General features: G+C 68.0%; 8 protein-coding genes. 4 read left to right on the top strand and 4 right to left on the bottom strand.

Annotated elements, in window-relative coordinates; genetic code table 11:
* The first annotated feature begins 49 nt into the window (after window positions 1-49).
* The gene (locus KHU32_RS01290) at window positions 50-1,105 is read left to right on the top strand and encodes an ROK family protein (RefSeq protein WP_213668243.1); all 1,056 of its coding nucleotides are present in this window, start codon (window positions 50-52) and stop codon (window positions 1,103-1,105) included.
* A 165-nt stretch (window positions 1,106-1,270) separates the two neighbouring features.
* Here KHU32_RS01290 and KHU32_RS01285 read toward each other — a convergent pair whose 3' ends face one another.
* Window positions 1,271-1,627: a PepSY domain-containing protein gene (locus KHU32_RS01285; RefSeq protein ID WP_213668242.1), complete on the bottom strand. Its 357-nt coding sequence runs from the start codon at window positions 1,625-1,627 to the stop codon at window positions 1,271-1,273.
* 151 nt (window positions 1,628-1,778) lie between these two features.
* Between KHU32_RS01285 and KHU32_RS23245 the strand changes: the two genes are divergently transcribed.
* On the top strand, window positions 1,779-1,913 hold the full coding sequence (locus KHU32_RS23245; RefSeq protein WP_283770999.1) for a hypothetical protein: 135 nt from the start codon (window positions 1,779-1,781) through the stop codon (window positions 1,911-1,913).
* Between the two features lie 78 nt (window positions 1,914-1,991).
* Complete coding sequence (locus tag KHU32_RS01280) at window positions 1,992-2,360, top strand: VOC family protein (RefSeq protein WP_213668241.1); 369 nt, start codon at window positions 1,992-1,994, stop codon at window positions 2,358-2,360.
* Between the two features lie 9 nt (window positions 2,361-2,369).
* Here KHU32_RS01280 and KHU32_RS01275 read toward each other — a convergent pair whose 3' ends face one another.
* The 3 genes from KHU32_RS01275 to KHU32_RS01265 form a co-directional block, all read right to left on the bottom strand.
* Window positions 2,370-3,575 carry an efflux RND transporter periplasmic adaptor subunit gene (locus tag KHU32_RS01275; protein ID WP_249680471.1) on the bottom strand — a complete coding sequence of 402 codons (1,206 nt, stop codon included), beginning with the start codon at window positions 3,573-3,575 and terminating at the stop codon, window positions 2,370-2,372.
* Window positions 3,568-6,747, bottom strand: a complete 3,180-nt coding sequence (locus tag KHU32_RS01270; protein ID WP_213668240.1) for an efflux RND transporter permease subunit — start codon at window positions 6,745-6,747, stop codon at window positions 3,568-3,570. Before KHU32_RS01270 ends, KHU32_RS01275 begins: the two co-directional genes overlap by 8 nt.
* A 218-nt stretch (window positions 6,748-6,965) precedes the next feature.
* Window positions 6,966-7,577 (bottom strand): DUF5666 domain-containing protein, encoded by a 612-nt coding sequence (locus KHU32_RS01265; protein ID WP_213668239.1) that lies wholly within the window; start codon window positions 7,575-7,577, stop codon window positions 6,966-6,968.
* A 499-nt stretch (window positions 7,578-8,076) separates the two neighbouring features.
* Here KHU32_RS01265 and KHU32_RS01260 point away from each other — a divergent pair, with 499 nt between their 5' ends.
* Window positions 8,077-16,980 (top strand): isopeptide-forming domain-containing fimbrial protein, encoded by an 8,904-nt coding sequence (locus tag KHU32_RS01260; RefSeq protein ID WP_213668238.1) that lies wholly within the window; start codon window positions 8,077-8,079, stop codon window positions 16,978-16,980.
* Window positions 16,981-17,052 lie beyond the last annotated feature (72 nt).

Genomic DNA, 17,052 nt, shown 5'->3' with positions numbered 1-17,052 from the left:
CCCCCGTCCGGCCGCGTTCAAGCCTGACCATCAGGGGAGCCCACCACGCATGTCCGAACAGGCCGCCGCGCCGCCCGTCGCCGGTCACGGCGCCGCCACGCTGACCAGCGTCACCGTCGACGCCTATAATGCCGAGCTGCGCGACCGCGAGGGCTTCCTCGGCGATCGCGCCAGCAAGCGCGCCTTCTGGGCCATCCTCGACGAATGGCGCGACCGGCTCCGCGAGCTCGGCGACGACGATCCGCTGGGCGATGCCCCGACCGAGGAGGTCTCCAAGCGCCAGCTCGAGAAGCTGCTGGGCGACGAGCGGCCGGAGGCCGCTGCGCTGGCCCATGGCGTCGTGGAGGAGTTCGCGCAGGAGCTGGCCGGCGTCACCCGGCGCTTCCTGAAGCTCAAGGGCTGGAAGGACACGCAGCGCATCGTCGTGGGCGGGGGCATGAGCGGCAGCCGGGTCGGGCAGCTGGCCATCGGCCGGGCGTCGTTGCTGCTGAAGGCCGAGGCGCTGGGGGTGGAGCTGCTGCCCATCGCGCACGAGCCGGACGAGGCGGCGCTGATCGGCGCCGTGCATCTGGCGCCGAGCTGGATCTTCGCGGGGCATGACAGCCTGCTGGCGGTGGATATCGGCGGCACCAACATCCGCGTGGGCCTCGTGGAGCTGAACCTGAAGAAAAAGAAGGACCTCTCCCAGGCGAAGGTCGTGGGCCTGGAGGTCTGGGCCCATGCCGAGGACAAGCCCAGCCGAGAGGAGGCGGTGGAGCGGATGGCGGAGATGCTCTCCGCCATGGTGGCTCAGGCGAAGGAGGAGAAGCGCCGCCTGGCGCCCTTCATCGGCATCGGCTGCCCCGGGATCATCGAGGAGGACGGCTCCATCGACCGCGGGGGGCAGAACCTCCCGGGCAACTGGGAAAGCAGCCGCTTCAACCTGCCCCGCGCGCTGACGGAGCATCTGCCTGAGATCGGCGACCACGCGACGGCCGTGCTCATGCACAACGACGCCGTGCTGCAGGGGCTGAGCGAGATCCCCCGGATGCAGGATGTGGAGCGCTGGGGCGTGATGACGATCGGGACCGGGCTGGGCAACGCCCGTTTTACCAACCGGTCGTGAGGCCGGCGCCGTGTGACGAAGCATCACCCGACCGGCTGGAAGCATCCGGTCGGGCAACGATCTTCTAGAGCATTTTCCGTTCGCAAAGGCTCACGGCAAACGCTCTACCTTTTTGTTTCGAGCATCTTTACCCGACCAGATGATTCCATCTGATCGGGTGATGCTCTAGCGGCGGAATTCCTCGGCATTGCCGCGGGCCCGGACGATCTCGGCCGTGATCGCGTCCAGCTCGATGGTGAAGGTACGGCCGCGCGGCGGCAGCATCTTCAGCTCGGCCACGCGACGGCCGTCCCGCTGCTCCATCTCGGCCTCGATGACATGGGCGTCGTAGAGGCGCTCGGCCTCGCGCACGAAGTCCGAGAGGGGGCGATGCTCCGAGGAAGCTGCGGCCGCCTCGGGCTCGGTGGCCTGGGTGGTGGCTTCGACACGCGGCATGCCCGTGGCGGTCATCACCCGATCGAGAACGGTCAAACCGGCCAGCGCGGCAATGGCGACGACACCGGGGATCAGAAGCTTGCGCATGGGCGGACCTCAAGTCGATGAATGAAAGCTGAATCGGTCACTCAGTCCCCGTTCAGACGGCGCGCGGTAGTTTCTTAAAGTCTCGAAGGATGAATCTCAAGCCTTTCGGGTTCCCGGCCCCCGCGCCGATGATGATGGAGAAGAGACGACCATGCCGATCGACATTCTGTTTTCTGTGAGTGATCTGGTGGTCGTTTCGTTCATGACGATACTGGCCGTGGCGCCCGTTGCCGTGATGATGATGGATCGCCGCAACCGCACGGCCCTGCGCGCGCACCGCGCCTGAATCGTCGCCGTCCGGCCTCTTCGGCCCCTAACGCAACCCCACGATCCCAGGAGCGCTTGACGAGCAGGAGGAGAGGCCATGCTCGATCACGTCGGAATTCCCGTCCAGGACCTCGGGAAATCCCAGGCTTTCTATGAAGCCGTCCTGAAGCCGCTCCGCATGCGCCTGGTCGCGGGAGACGGCATCAACTATGCCGGATTCGGCGCCGGGGAGCACGGCGTCTTCTGGCTAGGACCCAGCGGAAAACCGCCCAGCCGGACCCATGTGGCCTTCGCCGCCGAGGATCGCGAAATGGTCCGCCGCTTTCACGAGGCCGCGCTGGAGGCAGGCGCCATGGACAATGGCGGCCCCGGCCTCCGCCCGCATTATCACCCCGACTACTACGCCGCCTTCGTGCTGGATCCCGATGGCCACAACATCGAGGCCGTCTGCCACAAGCGCATGTGAGGGAGCCGGTTAGCGGCTTTCGGGCGCCGTCCGGCTGGGCCGCACGACGTCGCCGCTGCGGATGGCGTCGGACGGGCCGTTGATCACCCATTCGCCGCGCTCCAGCCCCGAGCTGATGTCGAGGTCGGAGCCCAGGTCCCGCGCGATCCGCACCGGCTTCACCGCGACCTTGCCCTGGTCGTCCACGACGGCGACCGAGGTGCCGTCCTGCCGGAAGATGAGGGCGCTGGCCGGGATGCGGACCTGGCCGCCCATCGGCCCGGGCGGCAGCTCCAGCCGCACCTGCGCATAGCCGCCGGGCAGCAGCCGGTCAGCCGAGTTGTCGACGGCGAGCTGCACGAGCATCGCGCCCGACTGGATGTCGAGTGACTCGGCCGAGCGCGTCACCTCCGCCGTGAAGGTCTCGTCGCCATGTTCCGGCACGGTGAAGCGCGCGACGACGCCCGGGGCGATGGCCGCCGTATAGGCCTGGGGCACGCGCACATAGAGGCGCAGCCGCCGCGTGTCCGAGACGGTGAAGAGCGGCTGCGCATTGGTGGCGCCCGCGACGATCAGGGCGCCGACATCCGTGCCGCGGCTGGTGATGGTGCCCTCAAAGGGTGCCAGGACCTGCGTGAAGCCGGTGAGCGCACGCAGCCGGTTCACTTCGGCTTCCGCCTGGGTGAGCTGCGCCGTGCGGGCCGCGAGGTCGCCGCGCCGCTCATCCGTCGCCTGCTGGGAGACGACGCTGCGCGCCCCGAGCTCGGTCCAGCGCTGGGCCGTGCGCGCCGAGAGGTCGCGCTGGGCGCGGACCGTCGCCAGCGCGGCGGTGGCGGCGGCGAGCTGCTGGTCGACCTCCGGCGCATCGATCACCGCCAGGAGCTGCCCGGCCTGCACGCGGTCGCCGATATCGACCAGGCGGCGCTGAATGAAGCCGCCGGTGCGGGCATAGACGGGCGCCTCCGCCCAGGCGGCGAAGCGGCCGGACAGGATGAGGGGGCGGGACTGGACCTCGCGCGGCTGCACCACGTTCACGCTCGGCACGGCGGCGGCGGCCGTCACCTCGCGCAGGCTCTCCTGCGCCGCGAGGCGGGAGGAGATGGTGAACCAGAGGACGCCGCCGAGCCCCGCCAGCCCCACCGCCAGGAAGAGCAGGACGCGGCGCGGATGGGCCATTTCCGTCCCCATCGCCTCGGTATCGGAACGGGTCGTGTCGGGAAGGGGGGCTTCAGGCATGGGCGACACCTTCGGGACGCGCGCCGCGACGGACGGCGCGGCGGCCATGAACCATGGAGAAGAGGGTAGGGACGAAGATCAGCGAGGCGCAGGTGGCGACCACGAGGCCGCCGATGACCGCGCGGCCGAGCGGCGCGTTCTGCTCGCCGCCCTCGCCGAGGCCGAAGGCCATGGGCGCCATGCCGATGATCATGGCGAGCGCGGTCATGAGCACGGGGCGGAAGCGCGTGATGCCGGCGGCGAAGGCGGCCTCCCGCGCATCGCCGAGCTCGGCCAGCTTCTCTCGTGCGAAGCTCACGACGAGGATGGAGTTCGCGGTCGCGACGCCCATGCACATGATGGCGCCCGTCAGCGCCGGGACCGAGAGGGGCGTACCCGTCACGAAGAGCATCCAGGCGATGCCCGCGAGCGCGGAGGGCAGGGCCGCGACGATGACGAAGGGGTCCGACCAGGACTGGAAGTTCACGACGACGATCAGGTAGATCAGCACCACCGCGCCCAGTAGGCCGAGGCCCATGCCCATGAAGGCGGTGTTCATGGTCTGGTACTGGCCGCGCAGCGTGACGCGCACGATGGCCGGCTTCTCGGCGTCGAGCCTCGCGATCGCGCGCTCCACGTCGCGCGCGACGGCGCCGAGGTCGCGCCCCTGCGTCGCGGCATAGACGCTCACCAGCGGCTGGATGTTGTACTGCGAGACCACGGCCTGGGAGTTCACGCGCACCATCTGGCCCAGCGCGCCCAGCATCTGCGGCTCGGGCGAGCGGGGGCCGGTGACGGGGATGGATTCCAGCTCCTCCATCGAATCCACCAGGTATTCCGGCGTCTGCGCGACGACCGGATAGGTCACGCCATTGGCCGGGTTGAGCCAGTAGATCGGCGCCGTCTGCAGCGAGCCGGCGACGGAGCCCGCCAGGCTCGTCGTGACGTCGCGCGTGTCGAGGCCCATGGCGTTGATGCGCGAGCGGTCCGCCATGAAGCGGAGCGAGGGGCTGCTGGCCGGCTGCTGGATGCGTGCATCCACCAGCCCGTCGATCCCGCGGATCGCGCGCAGGATGCGCTGCGCATGGGCCTGGTTCTCCTCGAGGTTCGGCCCGGTCACCTGCACGTCGATCGGCGAGGGGGCGCCGAAGTTCAGGATCTGGCTGGTGATATCGGCCGGCAGGAAGGAGAAGGTCATGGTCGGGAAGAGGCGCGGCAGCTCCAGCCGCAGCCGGCGCACATGGTCGGCCGTCGGCTCGGCGCCGCGGCGGAGGCTGATGATGATGTCCCCGTCCATCGGGCCGATGGTGCCCGAGGAGCTGTAGATCACGTTGATGCCGCTGGAGGAGAGGCCGATATTGTCGGCGATGGTGTCGATCTGATCGGCCGGGATCAGCTGGCGGATCTCGGCCTGGATCCGGTCGAACAGCGCGGAAGTCTCCTCGAGGCGGGTGCCCGAGGGCGCGCGGGCATGCAGCGCGATGGTGCCGCTGTCCACGTCGGGGAAAAAGTTGCGACCGAGGAAGGGCACCAGCGCCAGGCTGCCGAAGGCGAAGATAAGGAAGATCGCCACCGTCGCGCCGCGCGCGGTGATGGCGAGGCGCAGCAGCCGTCCATAGGCGGTGCGCCGCCGCTCGAACCAGTTCTCGAAGCCGCGCTGCAGCCGGCCCAGGAAGTGGGTGCGCGGCGGCGGGTGGCCGTGGCCGACCGCATGCGGCCGCAGCAGGTACATCGCCATGGTCGGCACCAGCGTGCGCGACAGGATGAAGGAGGCGATCATCGCGAAGACGACCGAAAGCGCCATGGGCACGAAGAGGAAGCCCGAGACCCCCGGCAGGAAGAACATCGGCACGAAGACGATGCAGATGCAGAGCAGCGAGACGAAGGCCGGCACGACGATCTGCTGCGCGCCGTCCATGATGGAGGTGCGGACGTCCTTGCCCTGCTCCAGGTGCCAGTTGATGTTCTCGATGGTGACGGTGGCATCATCCACCAGGATGCCGATCGCGAGCGCGAGGCCGCCCAGCGTCATGACGTTCAGCGTCTGGCCGAAGGCGGCCAGCGCGAAGACCGCGGCCAGCACGGCCAGCGGGATCGAGGTCGCGATGATGACCGTCGAGCGCCAGGAGCCGAGGAAGAGCAGGATCATCAGCGAGGTCAGCGCGGCGGCCAGAGCGCCCTCGACGACGACGCCCGTGACCGCCGCCTTCACGAAGAGCGACTGGTCGTTCAGCGGCGTGACGGTCAGGTTTGGCGGCAGGGCCGGGCGCAGCGTCGGCAGGATGTCCAGGATGCCGTTCACGATGCTGATGGTCGAGGTTGCGCCGTTCTTCAGCACGGTCAGCAGCACGGACCGCTGACCGTCCACATGCACGACGTTCTGCTGCGGCGCCGAGCCGTCGCGGACATTCGCGACGTCGCCGATGGTGATCGTCGCGCCGTTGACGGTGCGGATCGGCAGCGCCGCCAGCTCGGCCACCGTGCCGGGCGCATTGTTGAGCGTGAGGCTGAACTGATACTCGCCGATCTTCACGAAGCCGGCCGGGGTGATCTGCGTCTGCGCCGCGATGGCGGCCGCGAGGTCCTGGGCCGAAAGCCCCTTGGACTGCAGGGCCTGCGGGTCGATGTCGATCTGGATCTGCCGCGTGCGCCCGCCGAAGGGGAAGGGCATGGCGGCGCCCGGCACCGTCACCAGCTGCGGGCGGATGAAGTTCACGCCGAGGTCGAAGAGCTGCTGCTCGCTCAGCCCCTGGCCGGCGAGGGCGATCTGCAGGATCGGTACCGTAGAGGCGTTGTAGTTCAGGATCAGCGGCGGCGTGGCGCCCGGCGGCAGCTGCCGCAGCAGGGTCTGCGAGATGGCGGTGATCTGCGCATTGGCCAGGCGCACATCCGCGCCCGGCTGGAAGAAGACCTTCACGATGCCCATGCCCGGCAGCGCGTTCGCCTCGATATGCTCGATGTCGTTGACGGTCGTGGTCAGGGAGCGCTGGTAGGGTGTGAGGATGCGGCCGGACATGTCCTCGGCCGAGAGGCCGTTGAAGGTCCAGGACACGGCGACGACGGGGACCGGGATGTTCGGGAAGATGTCGGCCGGCGTGCGGATCGCGGCGATCACGCCGCCGATGACGATCATCACCGCCATGACGACGAAGGTATAAGGCCGCGCCAGGGCGATGCGGACGAGGCCGATCATGCCGCGGGCCCACCGGTCCGAGCGCGGTGCGCCGGGTCACTCATGGGGGCGGGCGGCGCTGCGTCCGTGACGAGCCATCCTTAGCAATCTCCGACCATCGTTCGATGCCGCGGCGGCGAGACGGGCCGGACCCGCCGAGCGCAGGGCGCGACAGGATGACGAAGACCGGAGGTGCCGTCCACCCGCTTCGTGAGGGCAGGTGGACGGCCGCGACGCGGTCAGATGACCGGGTCGACGCCGTCCTTGCCGACGAGGATGCGGCTGGCCGAAAGGCGCCCGTCCTCGCCGCGCGTCGCATTGATGAAGACCTGGGCCTGGGGCACCAGGTCCGTCCGCGCCGCGGGGATGGGCATGCGCAGCGGCGTGTCCGCCGGGACGCGCACCAGCACGCGGCGGCCGAGGATGCTCAGGGTCAGGTCGCGGCCGCCGCCGCTATCCACCACGGCCTCGACCGGGCCGTTGTTCATGGAGGCGTTGGGGGCGGTGTCCCAGGCGTTCTGCAGCTCGGTGATCCGCATCCCCGGCGGCAGGACGGTGATGGCGGTGGCCCGAAGCTCGCCATCCGCGCCGGGCTCGGCGACGACGCCGACCGCGGTGCCCGTCGTGATCTCAGAGAGCGCGACGCGCCGGAGGGCGGCGATCGGGGTGTTGTCGGCGAGCTGGACCACCAGACGCTGGCCGGTGCGGGTCGCGACGCCGAGGGCGTTGCCGTCGAGCTCGGTGATGGTGCCGCGGAGGCGGACGGGGCCGGGCTGCTGGGCCCAGGCGGGAAGGGCGGCGACACCACCCAGGCCGAGGACCAGAGCCGTGCGGCGGGACAGGAGGGTCATGGCGAGGCTTTCGGGCGCGGGATGCGCCCCACGGATTTGGGGCGGCGGCCCTTCATTCATAGGGCGGCGGCTTCGCGGATTCGTCAGGGCGCGCCTTGTAAAGAAGCTGCGAGCGACCATTGCCTCCGTGAAATCTTCACGTATAGGTGGGTATGTGACGGCAACATTACGTTGCTGGAGCCTTTTGGCCGGATCGTTCCCGCGTGGAAGAAGGCCCTGTGGATCGTGATCGAAAACAATCAATATTATCAAATAGTTAACGGTCAGGAACGCATGGTTGTTCAGGAGCGAGCTGGCCCCGGGGAGGCATTTTCCGAGCTGCGGCGAACGGCATGCGGAGTTTTCATTCTTCGCTGAATTCCATGCGGAAAACGCATACATGAAAACATCTTATATGAATTGCTCAATATATTCAATTGGTTGAAAATGTTGCGGCGTATGTAATCTTCTGATTATACTTATATAAATATGCATTGGCATGAAGCTTCTTGGGGAAGTGATGCTCAACTTTCTTGTGCGTTCCGCTTCGCTCTGGAATCCGGCGTCGGCCGCTTCCCCCCGCCAGCCGGTCTTCGAACTCCTGGAGGAACGCATCCTCCTGGCCGCCCAGCCGATCGTGACGGTGATCGCCGAGGATGGCGCCACGATCTCGAACGGCTCCGAGGACGTGCTGATCGGTGACACGACGCATGTCACCCTCCGGTTCGACAATGTGCCGGACGGCCCGGGCGACGGGGTGGGCTACGCCCCGTATATCGACATCATCCTGCCGACCAACGGCGCCGACGGTGCCGGTGTGGGGCCGGACGGCGATGACGGCGTCACCTTCCAGGGGGCGACCTATCTGGGCCTGCAGCTGCAGGCCACGCAGATCGAGTTCGACGCGAACGGCCAGGCGGTGCACCCTTTCGCGAAGGACCAGAACGGCAACGCGCGGATCCTCACGGGCACGCCTGGCTCCACGCTGGTGGTGCTGACGCTGCCCTTCGGCAGCTTCACGGGCGATCAGACGCCGGCCGACATCGTCCTCGAGCTCGGCCTCTCCAACCTGGCCGACCGCGGCGTGCCGCTGAACATCCAGGCGCAGGGCGGCTTCGCCTTCGGTGGCGACCCCCTCAACAACCCGACCACCGACCATCCCATTCTTGGCCCGACGACGGGCTTCGACATCAACCCCATCATCGCCAGCCTGACCAAGATCTATGACGGGCCGGAGCAGGAGACGGCCACCGGGCCTTCCTATCCGCATAGCTGGACGATCACGCCGAAGCTGGCCCCGGGGCAGACCGTCACCGACTTCGTGCTGACCGACACCCTGCCGGACGGCGTGGTGGTCACGGGTTGGGAAATCCTCAACGGCTTCACGGGCACGGTCACCCAGAACGGCAATGTCATCACCGCGGTCATCGACGGGGCCGTGGTTGGCGGCGGCACGATGCCTGGGCTTCGGATCGACTTCTATGTCGCGGAGAACCATTCGGGCGGGGCCGTCCTCGATCCCGTGACGGGCGCGCCACGGGCGCTCGAGAACAATGCGCGCCTCGATTTCACCTGGACGCCGCTGGACGCCCGCGACCCCACCGAGAATGTCACGATCGACCCCGAGGGGCCCGAGAACGTCATCTACGCCAAGTCGGTGGCGCTGCAGAAATCCGTCACCGTGGTCGGCGGCGGCACCCCTGGGCCCGGCTCGCAGCTGGAATGGGTGATCGAGGGGCAGGTCTCGGACTATTTCGCGATCGACAACCTCGTCGTGACCGACGTCCTTTCCGACGGTCAGCGCTTCCTCGACAGCTTCTCGCCGACCATCGTGATCGTCGAGAATGGCGTGCAGATCTTCACCGGCGCGCTGCTGGCCGGCCAGTATGCCTACTCGCGGGACGCCACGACCGGCATCACCACGCTACAGGTCGATGTCTCGAAGGTTCTTCGGGATGCGGGTCTCGAATCCTCCCTAGGCTCCGATTCCACCACCGGGTCGGAATCCGGGGAGTCCACGATGCGGATCACCTTCCGCAGCGTGATCGAGGAGAACTACGTCCAGCAGGAACGGGCCAACCACGTCGTGGAAGGCGACGTGATCGGCAATGACGTGACGGTGAGCGGCGAGGTCCTCGGCACCGGCCATATCGTGACCGACGATTCAGGGGCCGGGGTCACGCTGCCCGTCGCGACCGTGTCCAAGACGGTCTATGCGGTCAACGGGAACGTGGTCGGCGGCCCGATAGGTCCGATCCAGACCGGCGACAGCGTGACCTATCGCCTGGAGGTCGACCTGCCGCTGACCCGCGCCCACGGGCTGCGGATCATCGACTTCCTGCCGCTGCCGATCTTCGGCGCGATGGACGTGAACGGGGACGGGGTGTCGGGCGACACGCTGGTCTTCGTGGACGCGATCAATGGCGCCGCCCCCGGTGTCGGCCTGGCCTGGTTCGGAATGGGCGATACTTTCAGCGGCATCACCGGGGCCACTCCCTCGATCTCCGGGAATGCCGCGGCGAACTCGCTGATCTTCGACTTCGGGGATCTGGGCAACCACAACGAGAACACCAAGCTGGTGATCCTCTTCACCGTGCGCGTGAAGGACACCCCCTTCGGCGACGGCCTGTTCCTGACGAACATGGTGACCACCGAGGAGACCTCGACGGACAACCTCGTCACGGTTCACTCGGCCGTGAGCCAGATCGTTCTCGGCGAGCCCGTGCTATCCATCACCAAGGGCGTGGTCGCCACGACGGGCGACGGCACCTTCTCCGGCTCCAACGGCCCTGTCGAGTTCAATGCGCCCGGCTCCTCCGGCCCCCGCTTCACGGGCGTCATCAGCAGCGATGCGCTGGCGGGCGGCGCCATCGACGCGAACCTGGCGGGCGTCGATGCCGGCGACCTCGTCACCTTCGCGCTCACCGTCGAGAACAAGGGCTCGGGCCCCTATGGCGCCTTCGACGTCCTGCTTCGGGACACCTTCCCGTCGGGCTTCGAGATTCCGGCCGGCGGGCTGAACCTCAGGATCACCGACGGTGCCGGCAATGTCCTGAACTACGAGATCGTGGGCGGGGGCCTGTTCGATCCCAATGGCGGCATCAAGCTGATCGACCCTCCGGGCCACGGCGCCATCGGGACCTACAATGCCGGCAATGGCGGCAACATCGTCATCGTCACCTACGACCTGGTCCTGGCGGACGACGTGTCGGTGCCGAACGCGCAGCTCGACAACACCGCCCGCATCGTCTCCTTCGCGGCGGTGGAGGGCGGCAACGACCGCATCGAGACCATCTCGGCGCAGGATGCCTCGGACAGCGCGCGCGTCATCACCGCGGCGCCGAGCCTCGAGAAGATCGTCTTCGAGACGAGCCACGACTTCACCGGCACGGGCGCCGGCAATCCCGACGTGACGGACCTCGCCATCGGCGAGATGGTGACCTACCACGTCACCGTGACCTTCCCTGAAGGGAAGGCGGGCAATGTGCGGCTGGAGGACCTGCTGCCGGCCGGTAGCGACGGCCTCCTGGGCTACGTCTCGGCGCGGATCATCAGCGTCGGCGGCAACCTCAGTGGTGGGGCAGGACTCGCCGTGGGCCAGACGGGCACGTTGGCCGACCGGGACGGCGACGGCGTCTGGGACACGATCACCTTCGACTTCGGCGACGTGACGAACGCCTGGGACAATATCGTCAACGCGAATGACCGCGTGGTGATCGAGATCGTCGCGCGCGTGCTGGATGTGGCGGCCAATAAGAGCGGCGAGGTGCTGACCAACAACGCCACGCTCAGCATCGACGACCCCAATGGCGGCCCGCGGGTGACCTGGTCCGATTCCGCTTCCGTGGAGATCGTCGAGCCGGATCTGACGCTCACCAAGACGGTGACGCCCGAGCGGGCAGGCGCCAATGAGGAGCTCACCTACACCATCACGCTGAAGAACGACGGCGCCGGAGGCCACGCCACCACGGCCTTCGATCTCGAGGTCCTGGACAGCCTCGCCCAGCTGCCGCCCAACGCGACCTTCCTGGCGGGCTCCGTGGTGGTGTCCGGGGCGGTGGCCTCCGTCGTGACGGGCAACACGGTCGGCGACACCAGCATCCGGGTGACCCTCGCCCAGCTGGCGGTGGGCGAGACCCTGACCATCACCTTCAAGGCACGGCTGGTGGCGACGGCCGAGGCCGGTGCCTCCATCCCGAACACGGCGAACTACACCGGCAACAGCCTGCCCGGCAGCTCGCCCGACGAGCGGCAGTACAGCGGCCATGACGACGCCCTGGTGACGGTCCTTACGCCCACCCTCTCCAAGACCATCGTCGTCACCTCCAACCCGGACACGGACAAGGACCTCTACGACCCGACGCTGGACGACCTGTCGATCGGCGAGGAGGTTACCTACGAGCTCGTCATCACCCTGCCGGAGGGCGACAGCCTCAACCTCTCGCTGCTCGACCTGCTGCCGGACGCCAACCTGGCCGGCCAGGGCGGCCGCCTGGAATACGTGGCCGGCTCGCTCGAGGTCATCCGCGTGGGCATCGGCGGCAGCCTGATCGGCGTGAACGGGCAAAATCTTCTGAACCCGGGCGTTACGGTCACCGACACCGGAAGCAACGGCAATCTCGATTCTGTCCTCATCAGCTTCGGCCATGTCCGCAACACCTCCGACAACCAGGTCGTCGGACAGGAGGACCAGATCGTCATCCGCCTGAAGGCGCGGGTGGTGGATCATGTGGCCAATGTCGGCGGCCAGGTGCTGACCAATACCGGCGCGGTATCGGTCAACGGCGTCGAGACCGACCGCGCGAGCGTGAGCGCCGAGGTCGTCGAGCCCCGGCTGGTGATCGAGAAGACCTCCTCGGTGACGGAGGGCGAGCCGCTCGATGCCGGCGCGGCCATCTCCTACACGATCACGATCAGCCATGCGGACGCGAATAGCGGCCCAGCCTACGACCTCAACCTGAGCGACGTGCTGCCCGCCGGCATGCAGCTCGTGGATGGCAGCCTGACCTCCTCGGTCGGCACGATTTCCCATGTGGGCGGCGTCGTGACGCTGACGCTGCCCAAGCTGCTGCTGGGCGATGCGCCCATCACCATCGTCTATCGCGCCGTCCTTCTCGACAGCGTGACGCCGGGCCAGTCGCTGACCAATACGGCCACCCTCGACTACGACAGTCTCGCGGGGGATGGGCCTGATGACCGCGGGGCACCGCAGCTCAGCGATTCGGAAACGCATCTCGTCGCGCTGACGCCGACCATCACGAAGACCGTTGTCAGCACCTCCCTCGACGAGACGGGCAGCGACGCCTTCGACCCGCTGAACCCCGATGTCGCGGCCGGCGAGACGGTCACCTACCGTCTCGTGATCAGCCTCGGCGAGGGCACGCAGCGGCTGGTCGTGAGCGACATGCTGGCGCCCGGGCTGACCTATCTCTCCTCCTCGGTGGATAGTCTCGGCGGCATCACGGGCAGCGTGCTCGGCATCGGGGCCAGCGGCTCCGCTTCCGGCCAGACCATCACCTTCGACTTCGGCACGGTGGTGAACGCCGGCGACAATGTGCGCAACGCGTCGGACGAGATCGTCATCCTGATCACGGCGCGGTTGACGGCGGCGAAGGACGTCGCCGCCGGCACGACCTACGCCAACGATGCCGAGGTGCAGACCTTCGGCCCAGGCGAGGGACAGCCCGGACTCGAGACCGACAATGCGACCGCCGTCATCGATCTGGTGACGCCCGTGCTCACCATCGACAAGGTCGCGGACGTCACGACCGCGAAACCCGGCGACACGGTGACCTACACCGTCACGATCGACCATGCCACGACCTCCACCTCCGCGGCCTATGGCGCGATCCTGCAGGATCTGCTGCCGACCGGCGCGGTGCTCGTAGCGGGCTCGGCCTCCACGACGCGCGGCAGCGTGAGCGAGGAGGGCGGCCAGGTCGTCCTGACCCTTCCGGGCGTCTACGGCCTGAACGATGGCCCGATCGTCCTGACCTACCAGGTCCTCCTGCAGGGCTCGCTGCGGAACGGCGATCAGGTCGTGAACACCGCGGGTATCGACTACAACACCGCGCCGACGAACGGGAACAACTACACGGGCGACGACGACGCGACGGTCGACATCATTACCGTCAACTCCCTCACCAAGGAGATCATCGCCACCTCCAACGAGGACACGGCGGGCAACGACGTCGCGCGCGGCGAGAGCGTGACCTATCGCCTTACCGCGACGGTCGGCAACGGCACGCAGGAGCTGGTGCTGACGGACAGCATCCCCGTGGGCTTCGACTTTGTTTCCTACCGGATCGTCAAGGGTCCGAACGTCACGCCCACCATTACCGGCAGCGTGATCACCTTCAATTTCGGCACTTATGTGCACAATCCGGGCGATCCCGATCACGGCACGATCATCGTCGAGATCGTGACCCGCCTGCGCGACGACGCGCCGGCGGACCCGCTCGCCAATGTGGCGGTGCTGACGCCGGACGGGGATGACGACCGTTCGGTGACCGACAATCAGGACATCGTCGTCGTCTCGCCGGTCCTGACGATCCAGAAGGAAGGGCCGGCCGGCTTCCTCCGCCCTGGCCAGGAGGGCGAGTTCACCCTCACTTTGTCGCACGCCGCCGCCTCGACCGCCGCGGCCTACGACATCCTCGTGCAGGACCTGCTGGCCGATGCGGCGCCCTGGCTGATCCTGATCCCGGGCAGCGTGACCACCACCGCGGGCAGCGTCACCGCGGGCAACAATGCCGGCGACAATACGATCGGCATCTCGCTCGACAGCCTGAAGCTCGGCGAGACGGTGGTCATCAAGTTCAAGGTCCGGGTTGCCGACGATGCGCCGGTCGCCGCTGTGCTGCACAACACGGCCACGCTCTCCTGGGACAGCAATCCCGGCGAGGGCGGCGAGGCCGGCACGGACGAGGACAGCACGCAGGTGCCGCTGGTGCCCGGCCTCGACAAGACGCTGGAAGAAAGCTCCGTGATCTCGGGCGGAGATCCCACGGACAGCATCGCCTACAACCCCAACCTGCGCGACCTGAGCCCGGGTGAGCTGGTGCGCTACCAGATCGTCATCACCCTGCCCCAGGGCGCGACGAACGGCGTCGTCGTCAGCGACGACATGGCCGGCGGGCTGCTGGACCTGATCTCCTCGCGGATCGTGAGCATCGGGAGCGATCTCACCGTCGTCGGCCTGGGCGTCGGCGATGCGGGCGTGATGGTTGGCGGCGTGCTGCGCTTCAATTTCGGCACGGTGACCGGCCTGCAGGACAACGCCCTGCCGGGCGCGGGGGACCGCATCGTCATCGAGGTGATCGGCCGCGTGCGGGCCGATGTGCAGGCCGGCGAGGGCGGGCTGAGCCAGGGGGCGACCCTGGATTTCGAGCTGGCGGGCCAGGAGGGAAGCCAGGTCGACACGGTCGTCTCCGACATCGTGACGCCCACGCTCACCATCATCAAGGCGGCGGACACGACGGGTCCCGTCGATGGCAATGACGCGATCGTCTACACGCTCACCGTCACCAACAACTCGAACGCCGTCGCCTTCGACGTCGTCGTTACCGACCCGCTGCTGCAGCTGGTCTCCGGCGGCAATGTGGTCGTCACGGTGAACGGCGTGCCGGTTGCGGGCGTGCAGATCATCAGCGGCAGCGCCCCGGGTGATACCGCGGTGACCGTGATCATCCCGCAGCTCGATGTCGGCCAGGTGGCCATCATTTCCTTCACGGGCGTCGTCTCGGAGCTGCAGGCCAGCGGCACGACGGTGGACAATCAGGCTTCGGTCAGCTGGGGCAGCGCCCCCACGGTCGATCCGGACGGGTGGCCGGGCGCGGGCGGGACCAACCCGAACGTCGCGACCAGCGGGGAAGACAGCAACGAAGTCTCCATCTCGACCAAGCTGCCGACGCTGACGAAGGTCGTCGCCGACACGGACAATCCCGGTACCACCAACGGCCAGTTCGATCCGAACCTGGCCGACGTGTCGCCCGGCGAAACCGTGACCTGGCGCCTGACCATCACGCTGCAGGAAGGCTCGACCACGCTGATCCTGCGGGACCTGCTGCCGGCCGGCTTCACCTATATTTCCTCCGGCATCGTGTCGATCGGCGGCAACGTCAGCGGCGGCAACCTGGCCGTCGGTGACGCCGGGACCCTCAATGGCCGCATCGTGGTCTTCGGCTTCGGCACGCTCGTCACGCGGGCCGACAACACGCCGCAGGGCGCGGCGGATCAGATCGTCATCGAGGTTCGGGCGCGCCTGGATGCGGGGGCGCTGCCGCCGGGCGCGCAGCCGGCCAATTCCGCGCAGCTCGAGGTGGTCGATGCCGGCGTGATCCTGCCGCCCGTCTCGGCGGCCGTCGATGTCGTGGCGCCCGCGCTCGCGATCGACAAGAGCGTCGACAAACCCTTCGCCATCATCGGACAGGAGGTCGGCTACACGCTGCGGATCCGCCACACCGATGCCTCCAGCGCCGGCGCCTACGATCTCGTGATCCGGGACGATGCGATGCCGGGCTTCCTGTCGATCGTCGCCGGCAGCGTCGTGGTGGAAGGCGTCTCCGGCGCCGTGGTGGAGTATGTCGGCGGCGGCATCCGCATCATCGTGCCGGAGCTCGCGCTCCATCAGGTCGTGACCGTCACCTACAAGGCGCTGGTCACGAATGTGCCGAATGACGGCCGCGCGACGAATGCCGCCAGCTTCACGGCCGACAGCTTCCCGGGCAGGCCCCAGGGTGGCGATCTGGGCGGCGAGCTCAGAATGGCGGCGGCCGACCAGAAGGAGATCCTGGTGGCCGCCGGCCAGCCCGCCGCGCGGGCGGGCGGCCTGCAAGACATCATCGGCTGGGACGACCGCCTGACGAACTTCTTCCGGGGCTACCGGTCGGAGCCGATCTATAGCGGCACGGCAGATCCGGGCAGCACGCTGGTTATCAGCCTGCGGGACTGGCAGGGCAGCATCATCGCCTCGACCAGCCGCATGGCCGATGCGGGCGGCAACTGGATCGCGGCCTTCCCGCGCACCGTCGGCTTCCCAGGCGATCTGCCGAACACCGACGACTACCTGTCGGCGACGCGGCTGTTCCGCGATCTCGGTCAACGCCTGGTGCCCACGGGCGATCGGCAGGAGATTCCGCTCCGCGACGACCTCGACGGCCGTCCGTTCGACGTGCAGGTCTCGATCACCCGAAACGGCGCAGGCCCGCTGGGCGATGCGCCCGGCAACACCCGCGTCGCCTTCGGCGACACCAGCAATCCCGGCGCCTTCGTCAAGCTTGTCGACGGCGCCGCCGGCTCGACGGCGGGCGGGATGCTGCGCGGCCATGCCGCGGCGGCGGCGCATCCGTTCTCCTTCGCCTTCAATCGCTTCACCGGCGAGCTTCTCTCCAGCGGCCCCTTGGCCGGGAGCACGAGCCGATGACGCCGAACGCTATCCGATCCTGGGGGTTACGACCTTGAATTGCCTGCGTACCGCTCTGTTGGCCGCTCCCAT

Source organism: Roseococcus pinisoli (assembly GCF_018413645.1).
GTDB lineage: Bacteria > Pseudomonadota > Alphaproteobacteria > Acetobacterales > Acetobacteraceae > Roseococcus > Roseococcus pinisoli.
The sequence above is the reverse complement of the archived record's forward strand: the minus strand, read 5'-3'. Positions and strand labels throughout refer to the sequence as shown.